The following is a 17,170-nucleotide window of genomic DNA, read 5'->3' as shown; positions in this document are numbered from 1 at the left end:
AATTTAATCCTCTTATTTCTTCATCTTTTGTGGACGTTGATAGTTTTCTTTTTCAACTTGCTTAGAGCGTTCTACCGCTAAGCTATTCTCTGCAACATCACGGGTAATGGTTGAACCAGCCCCGACAGTTGCCCCATTGCCAATCGTGACAGGTGCAACCAATGAGCTGTTAGAACCAATAAATGCAGCATCACCAATGATGGTTTTAAATTTATTTGCACCATCATAATTACAGGTAATAGTCCCAGCACCAATGTTCGAGCCTGCACCAATTTCAGCATCACCTAAATAGGTAAAGTGGTTGGCTTTTGAACCGAGGCCAACGCTGGTGTTTTTGACTTCAACGAAGTTACCAATATGCACTTCAGCAGCCAGTTTTGCACCTGGTCGTAAACGAGCAAAAGGACCAATCTGCGCATCTTCGCCGACCATAGCATTATCAAAGATGCTATACGGCTGAACTTTTGTACCTGCTGCGATCTTGGTGTTTTTGATGATACAACCTGCACCAATTTCTACATGGTCGCCGAATTCACATTCGCCTTCAATAATCACATTGATGTCAATGCGTACGTCCTGTCCAACGGTTAAATGTCCACGAAGGTCAAAGCGACGAGGGTCAATCAAATGCACACCTTGCTGCATGAGCTTTTTGGCTTGGGCTATTTGGAATTGGCGCTCTAATGCGGCAAGCTGAATGCGATCATTGACTCCTTCAACTTCGAAGGCTTGTTCAGGCTCAACCGATGCGACTTGCATCCCATCTGTTAAGGCCATTGCTACAATATCAGTCAGGTAATATTCACCTTGCGCATTATTATTGCTTAAGCGTGGTAACCACTCATGTAATTTGGCATTGCTGACACAGTAAATACCTGTATTAATTTCTTTAATCTGGTGCTGCTCTGTGGTCGCATCCTTATGTTCAACAATCGCCTGAATCTGACCATTCTCACGCACTATACGCCCATAACCTGTTGCATCGGCTAAAGTTAAAGTCACTAGACCAATGCCTGTCTCGGCAGTTGCATTGAGTAATTTTTGTAGCGTGTTTTGAGAGATGCAAGGTACATCGCCTGATAAAATCAGTGAGCTGCCTTCCTGTGGAAGGACTGGGAGTGTCATTTGCACTGCATGACCTGTTCCGAGTTGCTCAGCTTGTTCCACCCATTCAATCTTTTCATGAGTAAATGTTTCTTGAACTCGTGCTCCGCCGTGCCCATAAATTGTAATAATATTGGCTGCATTTAATTTTTTTGCAGTGTCGATGACATGACCAAGTAAAGGACGTCCTGCAAGTGGTTGTAGTACTTTGGGTAAAGAAGAACGCATACGTGTTCCTTTACCTGCAGCAAGAATAATAACAGTCGTTGACATGTTCTAATCCTAAAAATGGCCTAAGCCACAGTGAAATAAAAATAAATCCAAATACAAAGTGCAGCCCAAAGTCCTGCAATCAGGTCGTCGAGCATAATACCAAAGCCACCTTCGACTTTTTGGTCAATGACACGAATCGGCCACGGTTTCCACACATCAAAAATACGAAATAAAATAAAACCCAGCAGCAGCCAGAGCCAATTCATTTGCCCTAAATACAGGACAGGCAAAAAGGTGATGGACTGGCCAGCAAACTCATCCCATACAATACGCCCATCATCATGGACGCCCATCACTTTGGCAGTATGCCCACAGATATAAATGCCAATTAGAGACATGAGGATGATGGCAATAATGGTGTTCGATAAGCCAATTGCAAGCCAAATCGGGACGAACAGCAGTGCGAATGCAGAACCAAACGTTCCTGGTGCTTTGGGTGCTAGCCCTGAGCCAAACCCTACACCACAAAATACGATGAAACGGTCATACCAAGACATCTGACGAAAGAGGATAGGGGGCTTATGCAAAGTGTTGATATCCATTAAATTGCAAGGAATGGTCTAAGCCATTTTGTTGAAAACGCAGACCACTTTCGGCATCAATTTTTCCAATGACACTGATGCTGCTATGGTTTTGTTGTTGCAAAAGTTTTTCATAATTCTGCGGGCTTATTGTAAAGCATAATTCATAGTCATCGCCACCCGCCAAAGCATATTGCCATTGTTGTTCTCGTGTTAAATCTTGTAGCGTGGTGTTGATGGGCAATTGATCAAGCTGTAGGGTCGCGCCCACATGGGATGCTTTTAAAATATGACTTAAGTCTTGTGCTAAGCCATCTGACACATCAATCATACTGTGCGCTAAGCCTTTGAGTGCTTGCCCCAGTTCACAGCGTGGGGTAGGGTAGTCCAAACGGTGTTGGAGAGGATGGCCTAAGTGTTGCAGGGCAAAAGCAGCATCGCCGACAGTACCACTGACACAAATCAAATCACCCACTTGAGCGGCAGAGCGAGTGATGGCTTGACCGATATCGACCCAACCCAGTGCTGTCACGGAAATGGTGAGATGTGGGCTTTGGGTGGTGTCTCCACCAATTAAACTCACGCCAAATTGATCACAGCAATCATATAAACCCTGACTAAAACCTTTGAGCCAGTCATGATCAATTTGGGGTAAGCTCAAAGCCAGTAAAATACTCTGAGGTTTCGCGCCCATTGCGGCGATATCAGATAAATTGACCGCGACAGATTTCCAGCCAATCGCATGTGGGCTGGTATCAAGCGGGAAGTGACGTCCAGCAACCAAGGTATCGGCACAAATGACCAATTGTTGCTGTGGTGGTGGGGTGAGCAAGGCTGAGTCGTCACCGACGCCTAAATCGACAGAATGAGGACTCTTACGATTAAAATAGGTATCAATGATCGAAAACTCAGCCATACAACAAATCTACTACTGTGAGTTCGCTTGTTGCTTTTCTGCTGCACGTAAAGTTGTTGCTAAACGATCTAATACACCATTGATGTATTTATGGCTGTCTGCACCGCCAAAATGTTTAGCAAGCTCGATCGCTTCGTCTAAAACCACACGATATGGAATTTCAAGATGTTCCTTGAGTTCATATGCGCCTAAACGAAGGGTCGCAAGTTCAACGCCATCAAGCGCAGAAACTTCGCGATCAAGCACAGGGATTAAGAGCGCATCCAATGCTTCATGATTGGCAACCACTTGGGTTAACAATTCATGATAATAGCTCAGATCCACTTTGTGCATGGCATTTTCCACACGCGTACGTGCTTCAATCTCATGGACTGGATTGTGGCTCATTTGCCATTCGTAAATTCCTTGTACAGCAAAGCGACGTGCTTTACGTTTTGCTGCATAAGTTGCTTGCAATGTTTGCGACATAGCGTTAAATAGCCTTTAACAAGTTAACCATTTCAATTGCAGTAAGAGCAGCTTCGCCGCCTTTATTACCTGCTTTTGTACCCGAGCGTTCAATCGCTTGTTCAATACTATCCGTAGTCAATACACCATTAATCACTGGAAGACCAGATTCTAGGCCAACCACGCCTAAACCTTTGGCACATTCACCTGCAACAAAGTCGAAGTGCGGTGTGCTACCACGAATCACAGCACCCAGTGCAATGATGGCATCGAAGCGTTCAGACGCCACTAATTTTTTAGCCACGACAGGAAGTTCCCACGCGCCTGGTGCATGAACAACAGTGATATTATCCTCTGATACACCATGACGTTTCAATGTATCAATTGCACCTTCTAATAGATGTTCGACAACAAAACTATTAAAACGACCCACTAAAATCGCATAACGGCCTTCGCTAGCGAGATGTAACATACCTTCAATACGGCGAATTGCCATAGCAACCTCGATGATTTTTTAAGTTGTTTGATGTGCGGTGATATATTCCACCACTTCTAAATTAAACCCAGAGAGTGCATTAAAGCGTAAAGGTGAGCTCAAAAGCTTCATCTTTTCTACGCCTAAATCACGTAAAATTTGTGCGCCCACCCCAATGGTTTGGTACTGCTGAGATAAAGCAGCATTGGATTTGGTTGGTTTTGGTGCTGTAAGGCTGTCTAAGGCTGGGCCTAAGTCTTGTAAATGACGCTGGCCAATCCAAACCAAAACACCCCGATCGCTGCTTGCGATTTCTTGCAGCGCTTTGTCGAGATTCCATGCGGGCTCGCCGTCTTTTTTGTTGAGTTTGAGCAGGTCACGAACAGGGTTGAAACCATGGACACGAACGGTGGTTACCCCTTCTTTTGGTTCGCCTTTCACCAAAGCCAAGTGAATATCTGGATTGCCTAATTCGCGGTAACGATATAAGTCAAAAGTGCCATATTCGGTATCAATGCTTTGCTGATCAATCCGTTCAACGGTTTGTTCATTGGTCATACGATAGTGGATCAGATCCGCGATGGTACCAATTTTTAAACCATGCTTTTCAGCAAAAATTTCAAGATCGGCACGACGCGCCATCGTGCCATCTTCATTGATGATTTCACAGATGACCGATGCAGGCTCTAGACCCGCTAGGCGAGATAAATCACAACCTGCTTCGGTATGACCTGCGCGGTGTAGAACGCCACCAGGCTGCGCCATCAATGGGAAAATATGTCCTGGTTGAACGATATCTGATGGTTTTGCATGTGCCGCTACAGCCGTTTGAATAGTATGCGCACGTTCTGCAGGTGAAATCCCTGTAGAAATACCTTCTGCCGCTTCAATGGAGAGCGTGAAGTTGGTGCCATGTTGTGCGCCATTGGCATCGACCATCAATGGAAGATTCAATTGTTTACAGCGATCACGGCTGAGCGTTAAGCACACCAAACCACGTGCGTGGGTGATCATAAAGTTGATGTCTTCTGCGCGAACATGGGTCGCTGCGATAACTAAATCACCTTCATTTTCACGATCTTCGTCATCCATCAGGATGACCATTTTACCTGCACGGATATCTGCAACTAGCTCTTCAACGGTATTGAGCGGCATCAACCTTCACCTTCATCGTTGTCGCCATGGACGACATATCATTTGTTTTCATTGGCACATAGTTTAAGCTTTTTTCAGGCTTTTGCCTATGTGCGAATCATTTCCTTGAGTCGTCCATTGTTATACACAGTCAGTCCAAGCTTGAAAAGATGCCTTTATTTTAAAAAGTTGAAATGTGCTTAGTCTTTAAGCGATTGAAAAGCATAAAAAAGAACAATCTTATCGAAAATAAGTCAATCGGCGCAGTAAATAAGGGGTCTAGACAAATGTTGCGCTCTTGGCGGCGTGTGGTTGAGCGTTAGAGTACCTTCTTTTTTGAAATTGACCATCAGGTTCATTTTGAGCAGGGTGCTGCAACTGATCAATCAGATCGGGGTGGATATTTGTGCTCACTCATCAGGTAGAGGACGAGTCAAAAAAATATTGAATATGTCATAGCGAATAACCTGATGACTCATCATCTATTTTTGATTTGTACTATAATTCTTCTTTTTTAATCCTCTGGATTATTTCTCCTGTGATGTCCTTACTTGCTCAATATTTTGCACAGAAACAATTTTGCGTATTGGTTGAATACTTAAGTGCACACCAAACCCAGTGGTCTGTCAAAACTGAATTTGCAGGCTTTCCTGCGGCTATGACGCTGGCCGATCGGGTGCATGCGGATGACGATGAAGCGCCTTTGCAAGTCGCCAAACAGTATCCACAAGAGATTGAAAAAGTCATTCACTTTTCGGGGAAAGCGCGCGATATACAAGACTTTGAGCAGTTTTTGAAAGATGCAAAAACACAGGGTCAAAAGAACCTGTTGCTTTTAACAGGCGATAAATTAAAACAGCACTGCTATAGCCACGACCTAGAACCCCGAACACGTTATTTGGAGTCTGTGAATGCTGTCATGGAAGCCAAACGCCAAGGCAGTTTTCATATTGGTGTCGCGTTTAATCCATTTAAATATGCGGAAGCGGAAAAAGAGGCGCAATATTTAAAACTGCATAAAAAGATGAAAGCAGGGGCTGATTATGTGATTACCCAATTGGGCTATGACATGACTGCTTTACAGGATGCGCATGCATTTTTAGCGCGGCATCAGTATGCGCAGAAAATTTTAGCTTGCGTCATGCCACTGACCTTGGCACGGGCCAAGTTTATGCTGAAACATAAAGTGGCTGGCATTGTGATCACCCCGCATATGTTGCAGGTGTTGCAACAGGAAAAAGAACAGGGTTTAAGTGATCGCGTCTATGTGCGCTGCGCATTACAGATTCTAATGTGTCGACATTTGGGTTTTGCGGGGGTGCATTTATCAGCTTGCCATCAGCCTGAAGAACAAAGCTTACTGGAGCATTATATTGAAGAATATCGGCACTTGAGTTTTGCTGAGTGTGAACGACTTTGGAATACGCTTTGGCAGGTGCAAACCGGTACAGAGTTTCATCCGAAGCTGGCTTATTATTCACGGCCTGCGACATCGAGTCAGATTATTAAGTACCAACATCTGCATTTGATGCACGATGCTTTATTTGAATCTAAACTGGCCAAAGGCGTGGGGCGGTTTATTTTTAATTTCAATGTTTGGGATTGCTCGCGTGCCAAACAAGCGTTACTGAAAACAGAACATTTGAGTAAGCATGCAGTGGTGGGCTGTGAAAGTTGTGGTCAATGCCGTTTAGGCGAGACTCTGTATATTTGCCCAGAAACTTGCCCCAAAGGCTTGGCCAATGGGCCCTGTGGTGGAACCAGTTTAGACCGTTGTGAATTTGGTGACCGTGAATGCATTCATTCAGTCAAAGCACGCTTAGCTAAAGCCGTTGGACAAACAAAGATCTTAAAAGAAAAGCTGATTCCGACCGTGTCGATTGCGGTGCGTGGAACCAGCTCTTGGAAAAATTGGTATGTGGAGGCTACTGGCTGAAATCAGCTGTCCTGATCCATGGCATTGGAATAGAACTTTTGTCCGAATTTGATGCGTTCGCGGCCTTGGCTCATGCGCCAACGGTTGCTATCTCGCAGTGAGTATACGCAGCCACAGTACTCTTGTTGATAAAATTCTTCACGTTTGCTGATGTCCAGCATGCGTACCGCACCGCCATGTTTGCGCCAGTTGTAGTCCCAGTAGTGAATGCCTGCATAATGTGAAGCAGAGCGGTGTCCGCACTCATTGATCTGTTGCATGTTCTTCCAACGGGAAATGCCGAGAGAGCTGCTGATTAGGCTAAAGCCATGTTCTGCTGCATATAATGCCGTCCGTTCAAAACGCATATCAAAACACATGGTACAACGGATACCTTTCTCTGGCTCATTTTCCATACCTTTGGCACGTGCAAACCAGTTGTCTGTGTCGTAATCACAGTCAATAAATGGAATATGATGTTTTTCTGCAAAGCGAATATTTTCTTCTTTGCGAATCAGATATTCCTTTACAGGATGAATATTGGGGTTGTAGAAAAAGATAGAAAAATCGATACCCGATTCAATGAGGGTTTCCATGACTTCACCTGAGCAAGGCGCACAGCAGGAATGCAAGAGCAGTTTGTCATGACCTGTGGGGAGGCTAAGTTTCTGACGTTCGAGCTTCGACATATTGAATGATTTTTATCTATTTAAACCCAACAGTTTAAAACGTCTAACGAGCGGATCAACGACGATTGGATGAAGAATTCTCAGGATGAGCTGATGAATTTTCATGATTAAAATCGACTTTGGCAGATGATGAAGACCTGCTTTGAGCGCTGAAGATGAGTAGAGAGAGAACATTTGAGGGGCCCAAACTTGCATAATTGAGCGAGATTCGTCATCATTTACCCAAAGGGTGTTTAACAGTTGTGTTAGATAGGTATTCGTTGAAGGCGGGCCACTTCAACAGCAAGAAAGAGAGTATCTAGCTGTGCTTCATTTTTTTACTACGCCTTCCAATAAGGAATTAGAGTGTCGTCATAACTTTCAGTATGAGACCGATATGCGTTTGATCCAACGCTGTAAATTCCTTGAAGATCAAGATGAGAAAAAAGCCATTCAACATCTTTTAAAAGAACGGGGTTATACCAAAGCTGAGATTTTAAAGCTCACGATTGATGGTTAAATCTAAGATTTAAAAAAAGCTTCCTAGTCGGAAGCTTTTTTGTTTTTGTATGCTCTGTTTTGCATTTCATCAGTTTGAGAGACAAGCGACTTTGATTCGATATTTACATAATGCTTCACGTGGAACATAAAAAAGCCCGAAGACTAGGGTGGTGAGAAGTTCTGCTGTCAGCATGGTATGCTTTTTCAGCGCTTAGCCCCTCAATTTCGATGAAAGATCAGAATCATCAGTTCTCAATATTTGAGCTGAATTTAACTCAGGTACAAGAGCATGCTGCTTGCTCTCACATGATTTCGTTGTATCAAAGTAGAGATATCACAAGAGTTCGATGCATAGCCACGAGTTAAATAGGACAGTTGGTGGGCTGGATTCGGTCGTTGTACCTCTCAAAAACTGAAGGAATCACGCTTCAACCTAGGCATGATTAAGAGATGGGCTTAAAAGTCATCCACAGTTATAAAAGAAAGCCTTACTTCTCGATTGGCGCACATGTACGGATCATGAAGATTGTGAATTTGAATGCTTAAATTTTTTCATTCTCTGTAAATGGGGCGAGTGTTTTTGTTGCAGATCATAGATGTTAAAATGAAATAAACTAATTAAAAATATATTAAGGTGAAAAAAAATAAGTGAATCTCACTTTTATAGGTTAAGCTATACCGTATTCATCAAGATTAAAAAATTGGGCCGCGCCAGATGTTAGAACTCCGCCATTTAAAAACCTTAACCGCTTTAAGAGAGCATGGCTCATTGGTGGCTGCTGCGGGAGACCTATGCTTAACGCCTTCAGCTTTGTCGCACCAGTTGCGTGAGTTAGACCAGTGGTTTGGGGTTGAAGTGGTGAACCGTCGTAGCCGTCCCGTTAGCTTTTCTAATGTGGGACAGCGTTTGTTAAAACTGGCTGATGAAGTGTTGCCGCAGGTGCAAATTGCACAAAGCGACATCACCCGTATTGTGCATGGTCAAACTGGACGTATTACTTTTTCCTCAGAGTGTCATAGCTGTTTCGATTGGTTAATGCCGTTATTAAATCAATATCGCCAACAATATCCAGATGTTGATCTGGACTTCGCTTCAGGTTTTGAGGCCAATCCGCATGAGTTATTGCAGACGGGTGAGTTTGATTTATTGATTACAGCCGACCCGATAGCGTTAAAAGGGGTGGAGTATTTTCCGATTTTTGAGTACGAATCGCGTTTGGTTTTATCCAATACCCATCCTTTGGTTCGTGCCAAAGACATTACCGTGCAAGAACTTGCAGAAGAAACCTTGGTGACCTATCCAGTGGATAAGCACCGTTTAGATATTATGTCGCGTCTGTTTATTCCGGCCAATATCCTGCCGAAACAGATCCGCACCACCGACCTCACCCAAATGTTGATTCAACTGGTGGCAAGTGGGCGTGGTATTGGGGCATTACCCGATTGGGTGGTGAACGAATATGAACAAAAGGGTTGGGTGACTTCGCGTCGTTTGGACTGCGTAGCGCCTGAAGGTTTGCGTCGTACTCTTTATGCAGGCTATCGTACTGAGGAAAAAGAGAAGGATTATTTCGAAGGCTTTTTAAAACAACTGGATAAATTTGCCAAGAAAAGAACGCAATATTATATCTAGTTGCTCTTGTTTTAAGGAGGGGGATCAGTGTTGCTGCATCCTCCTTTTTTGAACCTATCAGCGCTTGTTATTTTTTGTGAAAAATGTGGCTCAGTGCTATAATTGCGCGCCTGATAATTTGTCAACTTTTAAACACTGATCATGATGATGCAACTCCACGTATCCCGCTTGAATATGAGCTTGGTTGATCAAGAATTATCAGCTATAGAGTACATTCCTGCGATGCAACGCCGGCGCTTATCGCGTCTGGCAAAGCTGGCTTTGAATAGCGCAATGCAGACTTTAGATACCCACAAAGTCGATTATATTGTGTGGGTGTCGCAATATGGCGATGAAGCAAAAACACTGAATATTTTAGCAGATGTGTTACGCGAGCAAACCCCTTCACCGACTCAATTTTCAACGTCGGTACATAATGCAATTTCAGGCTTATATTCTATTTTATGTCAGGATGCGACACCTGCGACCAGTTTGGCGGGTTCGTGGAATGATGGGTTGATTGAAGCCTATGCATGGTTAAAAACAAGGCCAGAAGCTCGTCAGGTTTTGCTGGTGTATTATGATGAAGCCTTGCCGGACATTTATATCGAGCATCAGCCATTTGCTGCTTTTGCAATGGCCGCGGTGATTTCACTAGCGCCTGCCAATTTGATGTTGGCGCCAAAGCATGCGGATGCAACGCCTACTTATCAGCAGGCTTTAGCATTTAATACATTTTGGAATAATCCTGAGCAAACTGAATCTGAAGCGTGGACGAAATGCTGAAATTAAATCAAATCAAGCAAAAAGCCAACTATGTCTGGCGTGTTGGAGCGACAGGGTTTAGTTTTGCCAGCTTTGGCTTAGGCGGTGTGGCGATTGGTGGTTTGATTGCACCTCTGGTCAAGCTGAGCTCAGCAGACCTTGAGCTTCGTAAGCAGCGCACTCAAAAGGTGATTAAGCACAGTTTTAAAGGTTTCACCGAAATGATGGTGAAACTGGGCATCATGACTTATACAGTTGAAGGCTTAGATAAACTACAGCACAGTCAACAAGAGTTGGTGATTGCCAATCATCCGACACTGATTGACGTGGTGGTTTTAATTGGTTTAATGGAACAAGCAAACTGCGTGGTCAAGCAGGCGCTGTGGTCGAATCCATTTACCAAAGGCCCTGTGCAAAGCGCAGGTTATATTTTAAATGCAGGTTCTGAACAGTTTATTCAGGACTGCGTACACAAATTACAGCAGGATCATGCGGCGTCCTTGTTGATCTTTCCTGAAGGGACGCGGACAGCAAAAGGTGAGCAACTGAATGATTTTCAGCGTGGTGCGGCCAATATTGCTTTGCGTGCTGGTGTGCCGATTCGCCCTGTGCTGATTAGCTGCACGCCATCGACCCTGACTAAAAATGAAAAGTGGTATCACATTCCAGAACAGCCTTTTCATATCCATGTGAAAGTGTTGGATGCGATCCGAGTGGAAGACGTATTGGATGATGTAACGGTCAATCCCAAAAATGTGCGTCAATTAAATCAACAATTACAGTGGTTTTTTAACCAAGAGTTATCCGTAAATGAGCAATCTTGCTGATGAATTAAAGCAAATGATTATTGATGTCCTCGCCCTTGAAGACATCCGTATTGAAGACATTGATACAGACGCACCTTTGTTTGGTGATGGTCTGGGTTTGGACTCGATTGATGCTTTAGAACTGGGTTTGGCATTGAAAAAGCGCTATGGCATTCATCTAAATGCAGAGTCTGCAGAAACCAAAGAACATTTTAAATCAATTCAAAGCTTAGTGGCTTTGGTTGAAGCACAGAAAACAGCATAAGAGGTTGCTATGCTTGCACAAGAAACCGTGTTAGAAAAATTACGTGAGTGGATGGAAGAGCTGTTTGAAATTGCGCCTGAAGATGTGCAGTTAGAGTCAAACTTAGCCTCAGACCTTGATGTCGACAGTATTGATGCCATTGATTTGGTCGTAAAAATTAAAGAGCTGACAGGCAAGCAAGTCAATCCTGAAGACTTTAAAAACGTGCGTACCGTACAAGATGTGGTGCTCGTGATTCAGAATATGTCTGCTGCATGAACAACATCTTAAAAGGGATAGTAGGGGTCGGATTGATCCTCTATCCTTTTTTTGTGGCTTATGCTTTGGCGCATGGACAGTATGTCTGGGTCAGTGCGGTATTGATTGCACTGGGCACCCTGCGTCTATTGAGTAAGGGCAATGCCTTGCTGTGGCCATTGACGGGTTTTGCCATTTTATGTGGCGGGCTGAGTTTGATTTTAAAAGATCATGCATGGCTTAAACTCTATCCTGTCTTTATGAGTCTCGGGGCGTTGTTTATATTTGCCAGCACCTTGATTCGACCGCCTTCGATGATTGAACGTTTTGCACGTTTGGCAGAGCCTAATTTGCCCGAAGAAGGGGTAGAATGGACCCGTCAAGTGACCAAAGTTTGGTGTGGGTTTTTCTGCATCAATGCGGTCCTTGCTTTGATCACCGTTTTTTTCGCACCAATGAAGATTTGGGTGCTGTATAACGGTTTGATCTCTTATGTCTTGATGGGTGGACTGTTGCTGGGTGAGTTTGTGTTGCGCAAACGCCAGCAGCGATTGCATCAGGTACAGAAATAACAGCATTTCCGTCAGGGCAGCTGAAACAGCGGCCTCGAACTATAGCGATTAGAAATACGGTTTTAAAAACAAATTTTATGTCTTGTCATTTTCAGCAGCATCTTCATTCATTGCGTCCCCTGTGTATTCAGGCGGATTCAAGCCTCATTACATTTCAAAATTTTTGGTTGGATGTGGCTGAACAGGCTGCGCAAATTCAGCCGTTGGAACAGCCTGTATGGGCGCTTTGGCAAGAAGACAGTTATGAATTTTTAGTGTTGTTGTTTGCGGCATTGCAAGCAGGCAAGCAAGTGCTATTGCCGCCGCATCGGGTCAGCGACTTAGAAAAAGAATTGGCTGAACAACAGATTTATTTTTTAAAACGTTTGCCGTCGACAGCAGAGACAACCTTCGAGCTTCAATTTGATGCTTCCTTTTTCAATCAGGCGCAGCTGTATTTTTATACTTCGGGTTCAACTGGGCAGCCGAAAAAGATTCCCCGCACTTTGCAACAGTTGTTCAACGAAGTCTGTGGTTTGGAAGCCAGTTTTGATTTACCTGAGCAGGCGGTAGCCATTGCCACGGTGAGCCATCAACATATTTATGGTTTGTTGTTTAAGCTGTTGTGGCCCTTAGCCAGTGGGCGCAGTTTCTATCAAAAACAACTGGCTTTTCCTGAGGATGTGGTCGATCTTCAAAAGAAAATTGCCCATGTGCAGCTGCCCAATTATCTGATTTCCAGCCCCGCTTTGTTGAAGCGCTGGACCACAGATGTGGTATTGCAAGACTGCCATAGGGTCTATTCCTCTGGTGGAAAGTTGGATGCAGGCGTGCGTCCTTTGCTGAACCGTCCGATTACGGAAGTGTTTGGTAGTTCTGAAACAGGCGGGATCGCTCACCGTCAGGCAGATGATGCGCTATGGACACCCTTTACCAATGTCGAAATTCAGTGCACTGAGCAGCAAGAGTTAGCCGTTAAAACCAATCATGCCTTTAGCGCGGATTGGATTCTGACGGGAGATAAAGTGCGGGTTGATGATGTACAGAATTTCAAAAGTCCGTTTCAGTTATTGGGACGTTTGGACCGCATTGTTAAACTTGAAGAAAAGCGTTTAAGTCTCGATGCGATTGAAGCGAAAATCGCTGAATTGGTCGAAATACAACAATGTCATGTCCTAACTCACGAAAAAGAACAGCGTCAGATTTTGGCGGTGGTGGCTGTGCTGACAGAGGATGCTCGGGCGCTACTCATTGAAAAGGGCAAAGCTTCCTTTACCGCAGAGCTGAAAAAACAATTACAACAAAAACTGGAAAGTATTGCGATTCCGCGACAGTGGCGGTTCTTAACGCAAATGCCACAAAATGCACAATCGAAGCTGAATAAACAGTATTTAAAATCGCTGTTTCAACCGATGAGCTTGCCTGTGGTTTTGATGCAGCAATCTCAGGATACGCAGATCAGTTATGCTTTGGAATTTATTCCTGAATTGGAATGCTTTAAAGGACATTTTCCGAACTTCCCGATTTATCCAGGCGTAGGGCAAATAGGATTTATTCAGCATTTTGCCAAACAAAACTGGGCGGATTTACTGTGGTGTAATGGTTTTGAACAGATAAAATTTCAAGGACTGATCCAACCTTATCAAACGGTGGAACTGGTGCTCAGCCGTAAAGCGCATAAGGTCAGTTTTGAGCTGAAAAATCATGACAAAATATTGGCATCCGGACGTTTGCTGTTTGCTGCCCCTTCAGACGTTTAAGCCGAGAGACAAAAATGAAACACTGCTTCGTGATTCCTGTGTATAACCATCCGCATTATTTGGCTGCGTTACTGTCACATTTAAGCGCTTTCGAGTTACCGATTATTATGGTGAATGATGGCAGTGATGCTACTTGTACGGCGGTGTTACATCAGCTCGCGCAGGATTATCCAATGGTCGATTTGGTTGAACATACCCATAATCAGGGCAAAGGACAGGCAGTGATCACGGGTCTTAAACATGCCTTTGAATGTGGTTATAGCCATGCTTTGCAACTGGATGCCGATGGTCAACATGACTGGCAGGACGTACAACGCTTTTTAGACACCTCTATCCAGCATCCTGAAGCCATGATTATTGGCCAGCCAATCTTTGATGCGACTGTTCCGAAAAAACGTCTCTATGGCCGTTATGCAACACATATTTGGGTGTGGATTAACAGCCTATCTTTTGACATTAAAGACAGCATGTGTGGCTTTCGCGTTTATCCTCTGGCGCAGACGGTGAACATTTTAAATACAGCCAAGTTTCAACCGCGGATGGGCTTTGACTCGGAAATTTTAGTGCGTTTGAAATGGGACAATGTGCCGTTTATCAATCTGCCCACGCATGTGATTTACCCTGAAGGCGGCATTTCACATTTTGATGTTTGGCGTGACAATTTGGGCATGGCGCGCGCGCATAGCCGCTTATTGGGTGGCATGCTGCTGCGGTTCCCCAAACTGATTTATCAGAAAGTCAAAGGCTAAGGCGGTCAGAGAAGCATATGCAGAAATGGAACGCCGTGAAAGAGCGGGGCGGGATGTTGCCGCTGATGCTGATGCTGGGTTTTTACCGTTTGGGTGGGCGCTGGCTGTGCCGAGTCATCTTATACTTTGTGATTTTATGGTATTGGCTCTTTTCCAATACCGCGCGTCAAGCTTCTCTGCTGTACTTAAAGAAATTGCATCATTTTGCAGGTGCACAGTCGCCGTTTCAGGCTGAGCCACAGCTGTGGCTCAGCTATACGCATTTAATGCAATTTGGCGAATGTATTTTAGATAAAATTGAGGGCTGGCTCGGGCATATTCCTGAGCAGAACTTAAAGCTACATGGTCATGCGCACTTTCGTTCGCACTATCAAAAAGGTGCGGTGATTGTGGTGTCGCATTTTGGCAATATTGAATTGCTGCGCGCCATCAAAGCAGAGCATCCGCAGAAAATTAATGTGTTGGTTTATCAAAAACATGCCACCAAGTTCAATGCATTTTTAAAAAAACTGAATGAACATGCCGATGTTAATTTGGTTTCGGTGGATGAGCTAGGAATCGAAACAGCACTGATTTTGCAGGAGAAGCTCGATCAAGGTGAATGGGTGATTGTGGCAGCAGACCGCGTACCCGTGCAGTCAGATCGGGTACAATCGGTTGCTTTTTTAGGCGAGCAAGCGCTGTGGCCGCAAGGCGCTTGGATCTTGGCCAGCTTACTAAAAGCTCCTGTATTGGCAGTGTTTTGCTATCGAGTTGATACACATTTTGAAGTGCATATTCATCAAGTGGCGGAGCAGTTGAACTGGCCGCGTAAAGAGCGTTTACAGGCCATGCAACAGACCACAAGTCAGTATGTGGAACTGTTGGAACGGCATTGCATACGTGCGCCTTATCAATGGTTTAATTTTTATAATTTTTGGAATAAAGGATAAGTCTTGTGTTAATTGTTGGGGAAACTCCGCTCAGTATTGAAGATGTTGTAGCTGTAGCATTTAAAGAAAAACAGGTGGCATTGCCTACCTCTGCTGAATGGACAGCATTGATTCAACGCGGCGCAGATTTCCTCGATCAGCTGTTGCAAGACGAAGGCGTCATTTATGGCGTGACCACGGGTTATGGCGACTCGTGCTTAGTTGAAATTCCAGCCCACCAAGTGCATGAGTTACCACTGCATTTGTCGCGTTTTCATGGCTGTGGCATGGGCCAAAACTTAGACTTAATTACCGCACGTGCTGTAGTGGTGGTGCGTTTATGTTCTTTGGCACGCGGCTATTCGGGTGTTTCGCATGCCTTGTTACAGCGTTTGGTCTGGATGCTCAATGAAGATGTGATTCCTGTGATTCCCTCGGAAGGTTCGGTAGGTGCTAGTGGCGATTTAACACCTTTGTCTTATATTGCTGGGGCATTGGTTGGTGAGCGCGATGTGTACTATCAAGGTCAGATCGTGCCGATTGCACAAGTGTATGCTGAAAAAGGTGTGCAGCCTTTGGTGATGCGCCCCAAAGAAGGCTTGGCCCTGATGAATGGTACAGCGGTCATGACCGCGATTGCCTGCCTGAATTATAAAAAAGCCGAACAGATTTCTTTTGCCAGTACTTTGATTACCGCATTGAATGTATTGGCTTTAGAAGGGAATCCAAGCCATTTTGATGAAGTCTTGTTTGCTCAAAAACCACATCCGGGACAGCAACATATTGCAGCTCAGTTACGTGACTGGTTGAATAGTGAAGTGCAGACCGAACACCAAAGTTCACGTCTGCAAGACCGTTATTCACTGCGCTGTGCACCGCATGTGATTGGGGTGTTTGAAGATTCTAAACTGTGGTTGCGTCAGTTTATTGAAAATGAGCTGAATTCAAGTAATGACAATCCATTGATTGACCCTGTGAACCTGCGGGTACTGCATGGTGGACATTTCTATGGCGGACATATTGCCCAAGCCATGGACAGCCTGAAAATTATGATCGCGAATATTGCTGACTTGATGGATCGTCAGTTGGCGCAGTTAGTTGACTATAAAATGAACAATGGCTTGCCACGCAATTTAACTGGTTCAAGTGCTGAGCGTTTACCACTGAATCATGGCTTTAAAGCGGTGCAAATCGGGGTTTCGGCATGGACGGCAGAAGCTTTGAAACAGACGCTTGCTGCGTCGATTTTCTCACGCTCAACCGAATGTCATAATCAAGACAAAGTCAGCATGGGCACCATTGCTGCGCGTGATGCCAGTCGTGTGATTACTCTGACTGAACAAGTGATTGCGGCACTCAGTTGTGCAGCAGTTCAGGCGGTCAAACTCAAAGGTGTAGATACAGAACTCAGCCCTGTTTTAACAGCATTTCAACACTGGGTGCTTCAGAGCTTCACCTATGTAGAGGAAGATCGTCCTTTGCAACAAGAGCTTCAAGCATTGGTTAATCGCTTTGAGCATTTAGAACTGTTAGACAGCGTTGCTGTTCAATATTCATAGG

Annotated in this window: 19 protein-coding genes; 12 read left to right on the top strand and 7 right to left on the bottom strand. The window is 44.5% G+C overall.

The genetic code is table 11. From position 1 onward, the window contains the following. Window positions 1-12: 12 nt before the first annotated feature. Genes glmU through ribBA form a run of 6 tightly spaced genes read right to left on the bottom strand, consistent with a single transcriptional unit; the run spans window position 13 to window position 4,891 of the window. A complete protein-coding gene (glmU, locus tag KVY11_RS12745; protein WP_218289154.1) occupies window positions 13-1,377 on the bottom strand; it encodes a bifunctional UDP-N-acetylglucosamine diphosphorylase/glucosamine-1-phosphate N-acetyltransferase GlmU in 1,365 nt (454 codons plus the stop codon). A gap of 20 nt (window positions 1,378-1,397) precedes the next feature. After that, window positions 1,398-1,919: a phosphatidylglycerophosphatase A gene (locus KVY11_RS12740; protein ID WP_004983912.1), complete on the bottom strand. Its 522-nt coding sequence runs from the start codon at window positions 1,917-1,919 to the stop codon at window positions 1,398-1,400. Beyond that, a complete protein-coding gene (thiL, locus tag KVY11_RS12735; protein ID WP_160362077.1) occupies window positions 1,897-2,814 on the bottom strand; it encodes a thiamine-phosphate kinase in 918 nt (305 codons plus the stop codon). The genes KVY11_RS12740 and thiL overlap by 23 nt, the downstream gene beginning before the upstream one ends. Before the next feature lie 12 nt (window positions 2,815-2,826). Next, window positions 2,827-3,282 carry a transcription antitermination factor NusB gene (gene nusB / locus KVY11_RS12730; RefSeq protein WP_004983920.1) on the bottom strand — a complete coding sequence of 152 codons (456 nt, stop codon included), beginning with the start codon at window positions 3,280-3,282 and terminating at the stop codon, window positions 2,827-2,829. A 4-nt stretch (window positions 3,283-3,286) separates the two neighbouring features. Continuing rightward, on the bottom strand, window positions 3,287-3,757 hold the full coding sequence (ribE, locus tag KVY11_RS12725) for a 6,7-dimethyl-8-ribityllumazine synthase (protein WP_004684294.1): 471 nt from the start codon (window positions 3,755-3,757) through the stop codon (window positions 3,287-3,289). An 18-nt stretch (window positions 3,758-3,775) separates the two neighbouring features. Further along, window positions 3,776-4,891 (bottom strand): bifunctional 3,4-dihydroxy-2-butanone-4-phosphate synthase/GTP cyclohydrolase II, encoded by a 1,116-nt coding sequence (ribBA, locus tag KVY11_RS12720; RefSeq protein ID WP_004983924.1) that lies wholly within the window; start codon window positions 4,889-4,891, stop codon window positions 3,776-3,778. 520 nt (window positions 4,892-5,411) lie between these two features. Between ribBA and KVY11_RS12715 the strand changes: the two genes are divergently transcribed. Then, window positions 5,412-6,806 (top strand): methylenetetrahydrofolate reductase C-terminal domain-containing protein, encoded by a 1,395-nt coding sequence (locus KVY11_RS12715; protein WP_218289153.1) that lies wholly within the window; start codon window positions 5,412-5,414, stop codon window positions 6,804-6,806. Window positions 6,807-6,808: 2 nt separating this feature from the next. Here the strand turns inward: KVY11_RS12715 and KVY11_RS12710 are convergent, their stop codons facing one another. Further along, window positions 6,809-7,474 (bottom strand): epoxyqueuosine reductase QueH, encoded by a 666-nt coding sequence (locus KVY11_RS12710; RefSeq protein WP_218289152.1) that lies wholly within the window; start codon window positions 7,472-7,474, stop codon window positions 6,809-6,811. Between the two features lie 376 nt (window positions 7,475-7,850). Here KVY11_RS12710 and KVY11_RS16630 point away from each other — a divergent pair, with 376 nt between their 5' ends. The 11 genes from KVY11_RS16630 to hutH all read left to right on the top strand — a co-directional run bounded on the left by KVY11_RS16630 (window position 7,851) and on the right by hutH (window position 17,169). Next, window positions 7,851-7,973, top strand: a complete 123-nt coding sequence (locus KVY11_RS16630; RefSeq protein ID WP_004684300.1) for a hypothetical protein — start codon at window positions 7,851-7,853, stop codon at window positions 7,971-7,973. A gap of 696 nt (window positions 7,974-8,669) precedes the next feature. Continuing rightward, on the top strand, window positions 8,670-9,587 hold the full coding sequence (locus KVY11_RS12705) for a LysR family transcriptional regulator (protein WP_004684302.1): 918 nt from the start codon (window positions 8,670-8,672) through the stop codon (window positions 9,585-9,587). Between the two features lie 144 nt (window positions 9,588-9,731). After that, complete coding sequence (locus KVY11_RS12700; protein WP_218289192.1) at window positions 9,732-10,352, top strand: beta-ketoacyl synthase chain length factor; 621 nt, start codon at window positions 9,732-9,734, stop codon at window positions 10,350-10,352. Next, on the top strand, window positions 10,346-11,158 hold the full coding sequence (locus KVY11_RS12695; RefSeq protein ID WP_218289151.1) for a 1-acyl-sn-glycerol-3-phosphate acyltransferase: 813 nt from the start codon (window positions 10,346-10,348) through the stop codon (window positions 11,156-11,158). The genes KVY11_RS12700 and KVY11_RS12695 overlap by 7 nt, the downstream gene beginning before the upstream one ends. Further along, on the top strand, window positions 11,142-11,402 hold the full coding sequence (locus KVY11_RS12690; RefSeq protein ID WP_005012584.1) for a phosphopantetheine-binding protein: 261 nt from the start codon (window positions 11,142-11,144) through the stop codon (window positions 11,400-11,402). Before KVY11_RS12695 ends, KVY11_RS12690 begins: the two co-directional genes overlap by 17 nt. Window positions 11,403-11,411: 9 nt before the next feature. Continuing rightward, window positions 11,412-11,660 carry an acyl carrier protein gene (locus KVY11_RS12685; RefSeq protein WP_004684310.1) on the top strand — a complete coding sequence of 83 codons (249 nt, stop codon included), beginning with the start codon at window positions 11,412-11,414 and terminating at the stop codon, window positions 11,658-11,660. Continuing rightward, on the top strand, window positions 11,657-12,211 hold the full coding sequence (locus tag KVY11_RS12680) for a septation protein IspZ (protein ID WP_218289150.1): 555 nt from the start codon (window positions 11,657-11,659) through the stop codon (window positions 12,209-12,211). Before KVY11_RS12685 ends, KVY11_RS12680 begins: the two co-directional genes overlap by 4 nt. A gap of 77 nt (window positions 12,212-12,288) precedes the next feature. Beyond that, on the top strand, window positions 12,289-13,950 hold the full coding sequence (locus KVY11_RS12675) for an AMP-binding protein (RefSeq protein ID WP_218289149.1): 1,662 nt from the start codon (window positions 12,289-12,291) through the stop codon (window positions 13,948-13,950). A gap of 14 nt (window positions 13,951-13,964) precedes the next feature. Then, window positions 13,965-14,699: a glycosyltransferase family 2 protein gene (locus KVY11_RS12670; RefSeq protein ID WP_218289148.1), complete on the top strand. Its 735-nt coding sequence runs from the start codon at window positions 13,965-13,967 to the stop codon at window positions 14,697-14,699. Window positions 14,700-14,716: 17 nt separating this feature from the next. Beyond that, on the top strand, window positions 14,717-15,631 hold the full coding sequence (locus KVY11_RS12665) for an acyltransferase (protein WP_218289147.1): 915 nt from the start codon (window positions 14,717-14,719) through the stop codon (window positions 15,629-15,631). 5 nt (window positions 15,632-15,636) lie between these two features. Next, complete coding sequence (gene hutH, locus KVY11_RS12660) at window positions 15,637-17,169, top strand: aromatic amino acid ammonia-lyase (protein ID WP_218289146.1); 1,533 nt, start codon at window positions 15,637-15,639, stop codon at window positions 17,167-17,169. Window position 17,170: the final 1 nt, after the last annotated feature.

The organism is Acinetobacter sp. CWB-G5 (assembly GCF_019209785.1).
GTDB lineage: Bacteria > Pseudomonadota > Gammaproteobacteria > Pseudomonadales > Moraxellaceae > Acinetobacter > Acinetobacter johnsonii.
This window is presented reverse-complemented; position numbering and strand designations above follow the sequence as displayed.

Bases quoted from the DNA above. Each gene is read 5' to 3' on its own strand.
- KVY11_RS12705 (WP_004684302.1), top strand. From the start codon at position 8,670: ATGTTAGAACTCCGCCATTTAAAAACCTTAACCGCTTTAAGAGAGCAT.
- ribE (WP_004684294.1), bottom strand. From the start codon at position 3,757: ATGGCAATTCGCCGTATTGAAGGTATGTTACATCTCGCTAGCGAAGGC.
- ribBA (WP_004983924.1), bottom strand. From the start codon at position 4,891: ATGCCGCTCAATACCGTTGAAGAGCTAGTTGCAGATATCCGTGCAGGT.
- KVY11_RS12690 (WP_005012584.1), top strand. From the start codon at position 11,142: ATGAGCAATCTTGCTGATGAATTAAAGCAAATGATTATTGATGTCCTC.
- KVY11_RS12685 (WP_004684310.1), top strand. From the start codon at position 11,412: ATGCTTGCACAAGAAACCGTGTTAGAAAAATTACGTGAGTGGATGGAA.
- KVY11_RS12715 (WP_218289153.1), top strand. From the start codon at position 5,412: ATGTCCTTACTTGCTCAATATTTTGCACAGAAACAATTTTGCGTATTG.
- KVY11_RS12740 (WP_004983912.1), bottom strand. From the start codon at position 1,919: ATGGATATCAACACTTTGCATAAGCCCCCTATCCTCTTTCGTCAGATG.
- thiL (WP_160362077.1), bottom strand. From the start codon at position 2,814: ATGGCTGAGTTTTCGATCATTGATACCTATTTTAATCGTAAGAGTCCT.
- KVY11_RS12665 (WP_218289147.1), top strand. From the start codon at position 14,717: ATGCAGAAATGGAACGCCGTGAAAGAGCGGGGCGGGATGTTGCCGCTG.
- KVY11_RS16630 (WP_004684300.1), top strand. From the start codon at position 7,851: ATGCGTTTGATCCAACGCTGTAAATTCCTTGAAGATCAAGATGAGAAA.
- KVY11_RS12680 (WP_218289150.1), top strand. From the start codon at position 11,657: ATGAACAACATCTTAAAAGGGATAGTAGGGGTCGGATTGATCCTCTAT.
- glmU (WP_218289154.1), bottom strand. From the start codon at position 1,377: ATGTCAACGACTGTTATTATTCTTGCTGCAGGTAAAGGAACACGTATG.
- KVY11_RS12710 (WP_218289152.1), bottom strand. From the start codon at position 7,474: ATGTCGAAGCTCGAACGTCAGAAACTTAGCCTCCCCACAGGTCATGAC.
- KVY11_RS12700 (WP_218289192.1), top strand. From the start codon at position 9,732: ATGATGCAACTCCACGTATCCCGCTTGAATATGAGCTTGGTTGATCAA.
- KVY11_RS12695 (WP_218289151.1), top strand. From the start codon at position 10,346: ATGCTGAAATTAAATCAAATCAAGCAAAAAGCCAACTATGTCTGGCGT.
- KVY11_RS12670 (WP_218289148.1), top strand. From the start codon at position 13,965: ATGAAACACTGCTTCGTGATTCCTGTGTATAACCATCCGCATTATTTG.
- KVY11_RS12675 (WP_218289149.1), top strand. From the start codon at position 12,289: ATGTCTTGTCATTTTCAGCAGCATCTTCATTCATTGCGTCCCCTGTGT.
- nusB (WP_004983920.1), bottom strand. From the start codon at position 3,282: ATGTCGCAAACATTGCAAGCAACTTATGCAGCAAAACGTAAAGCACGT.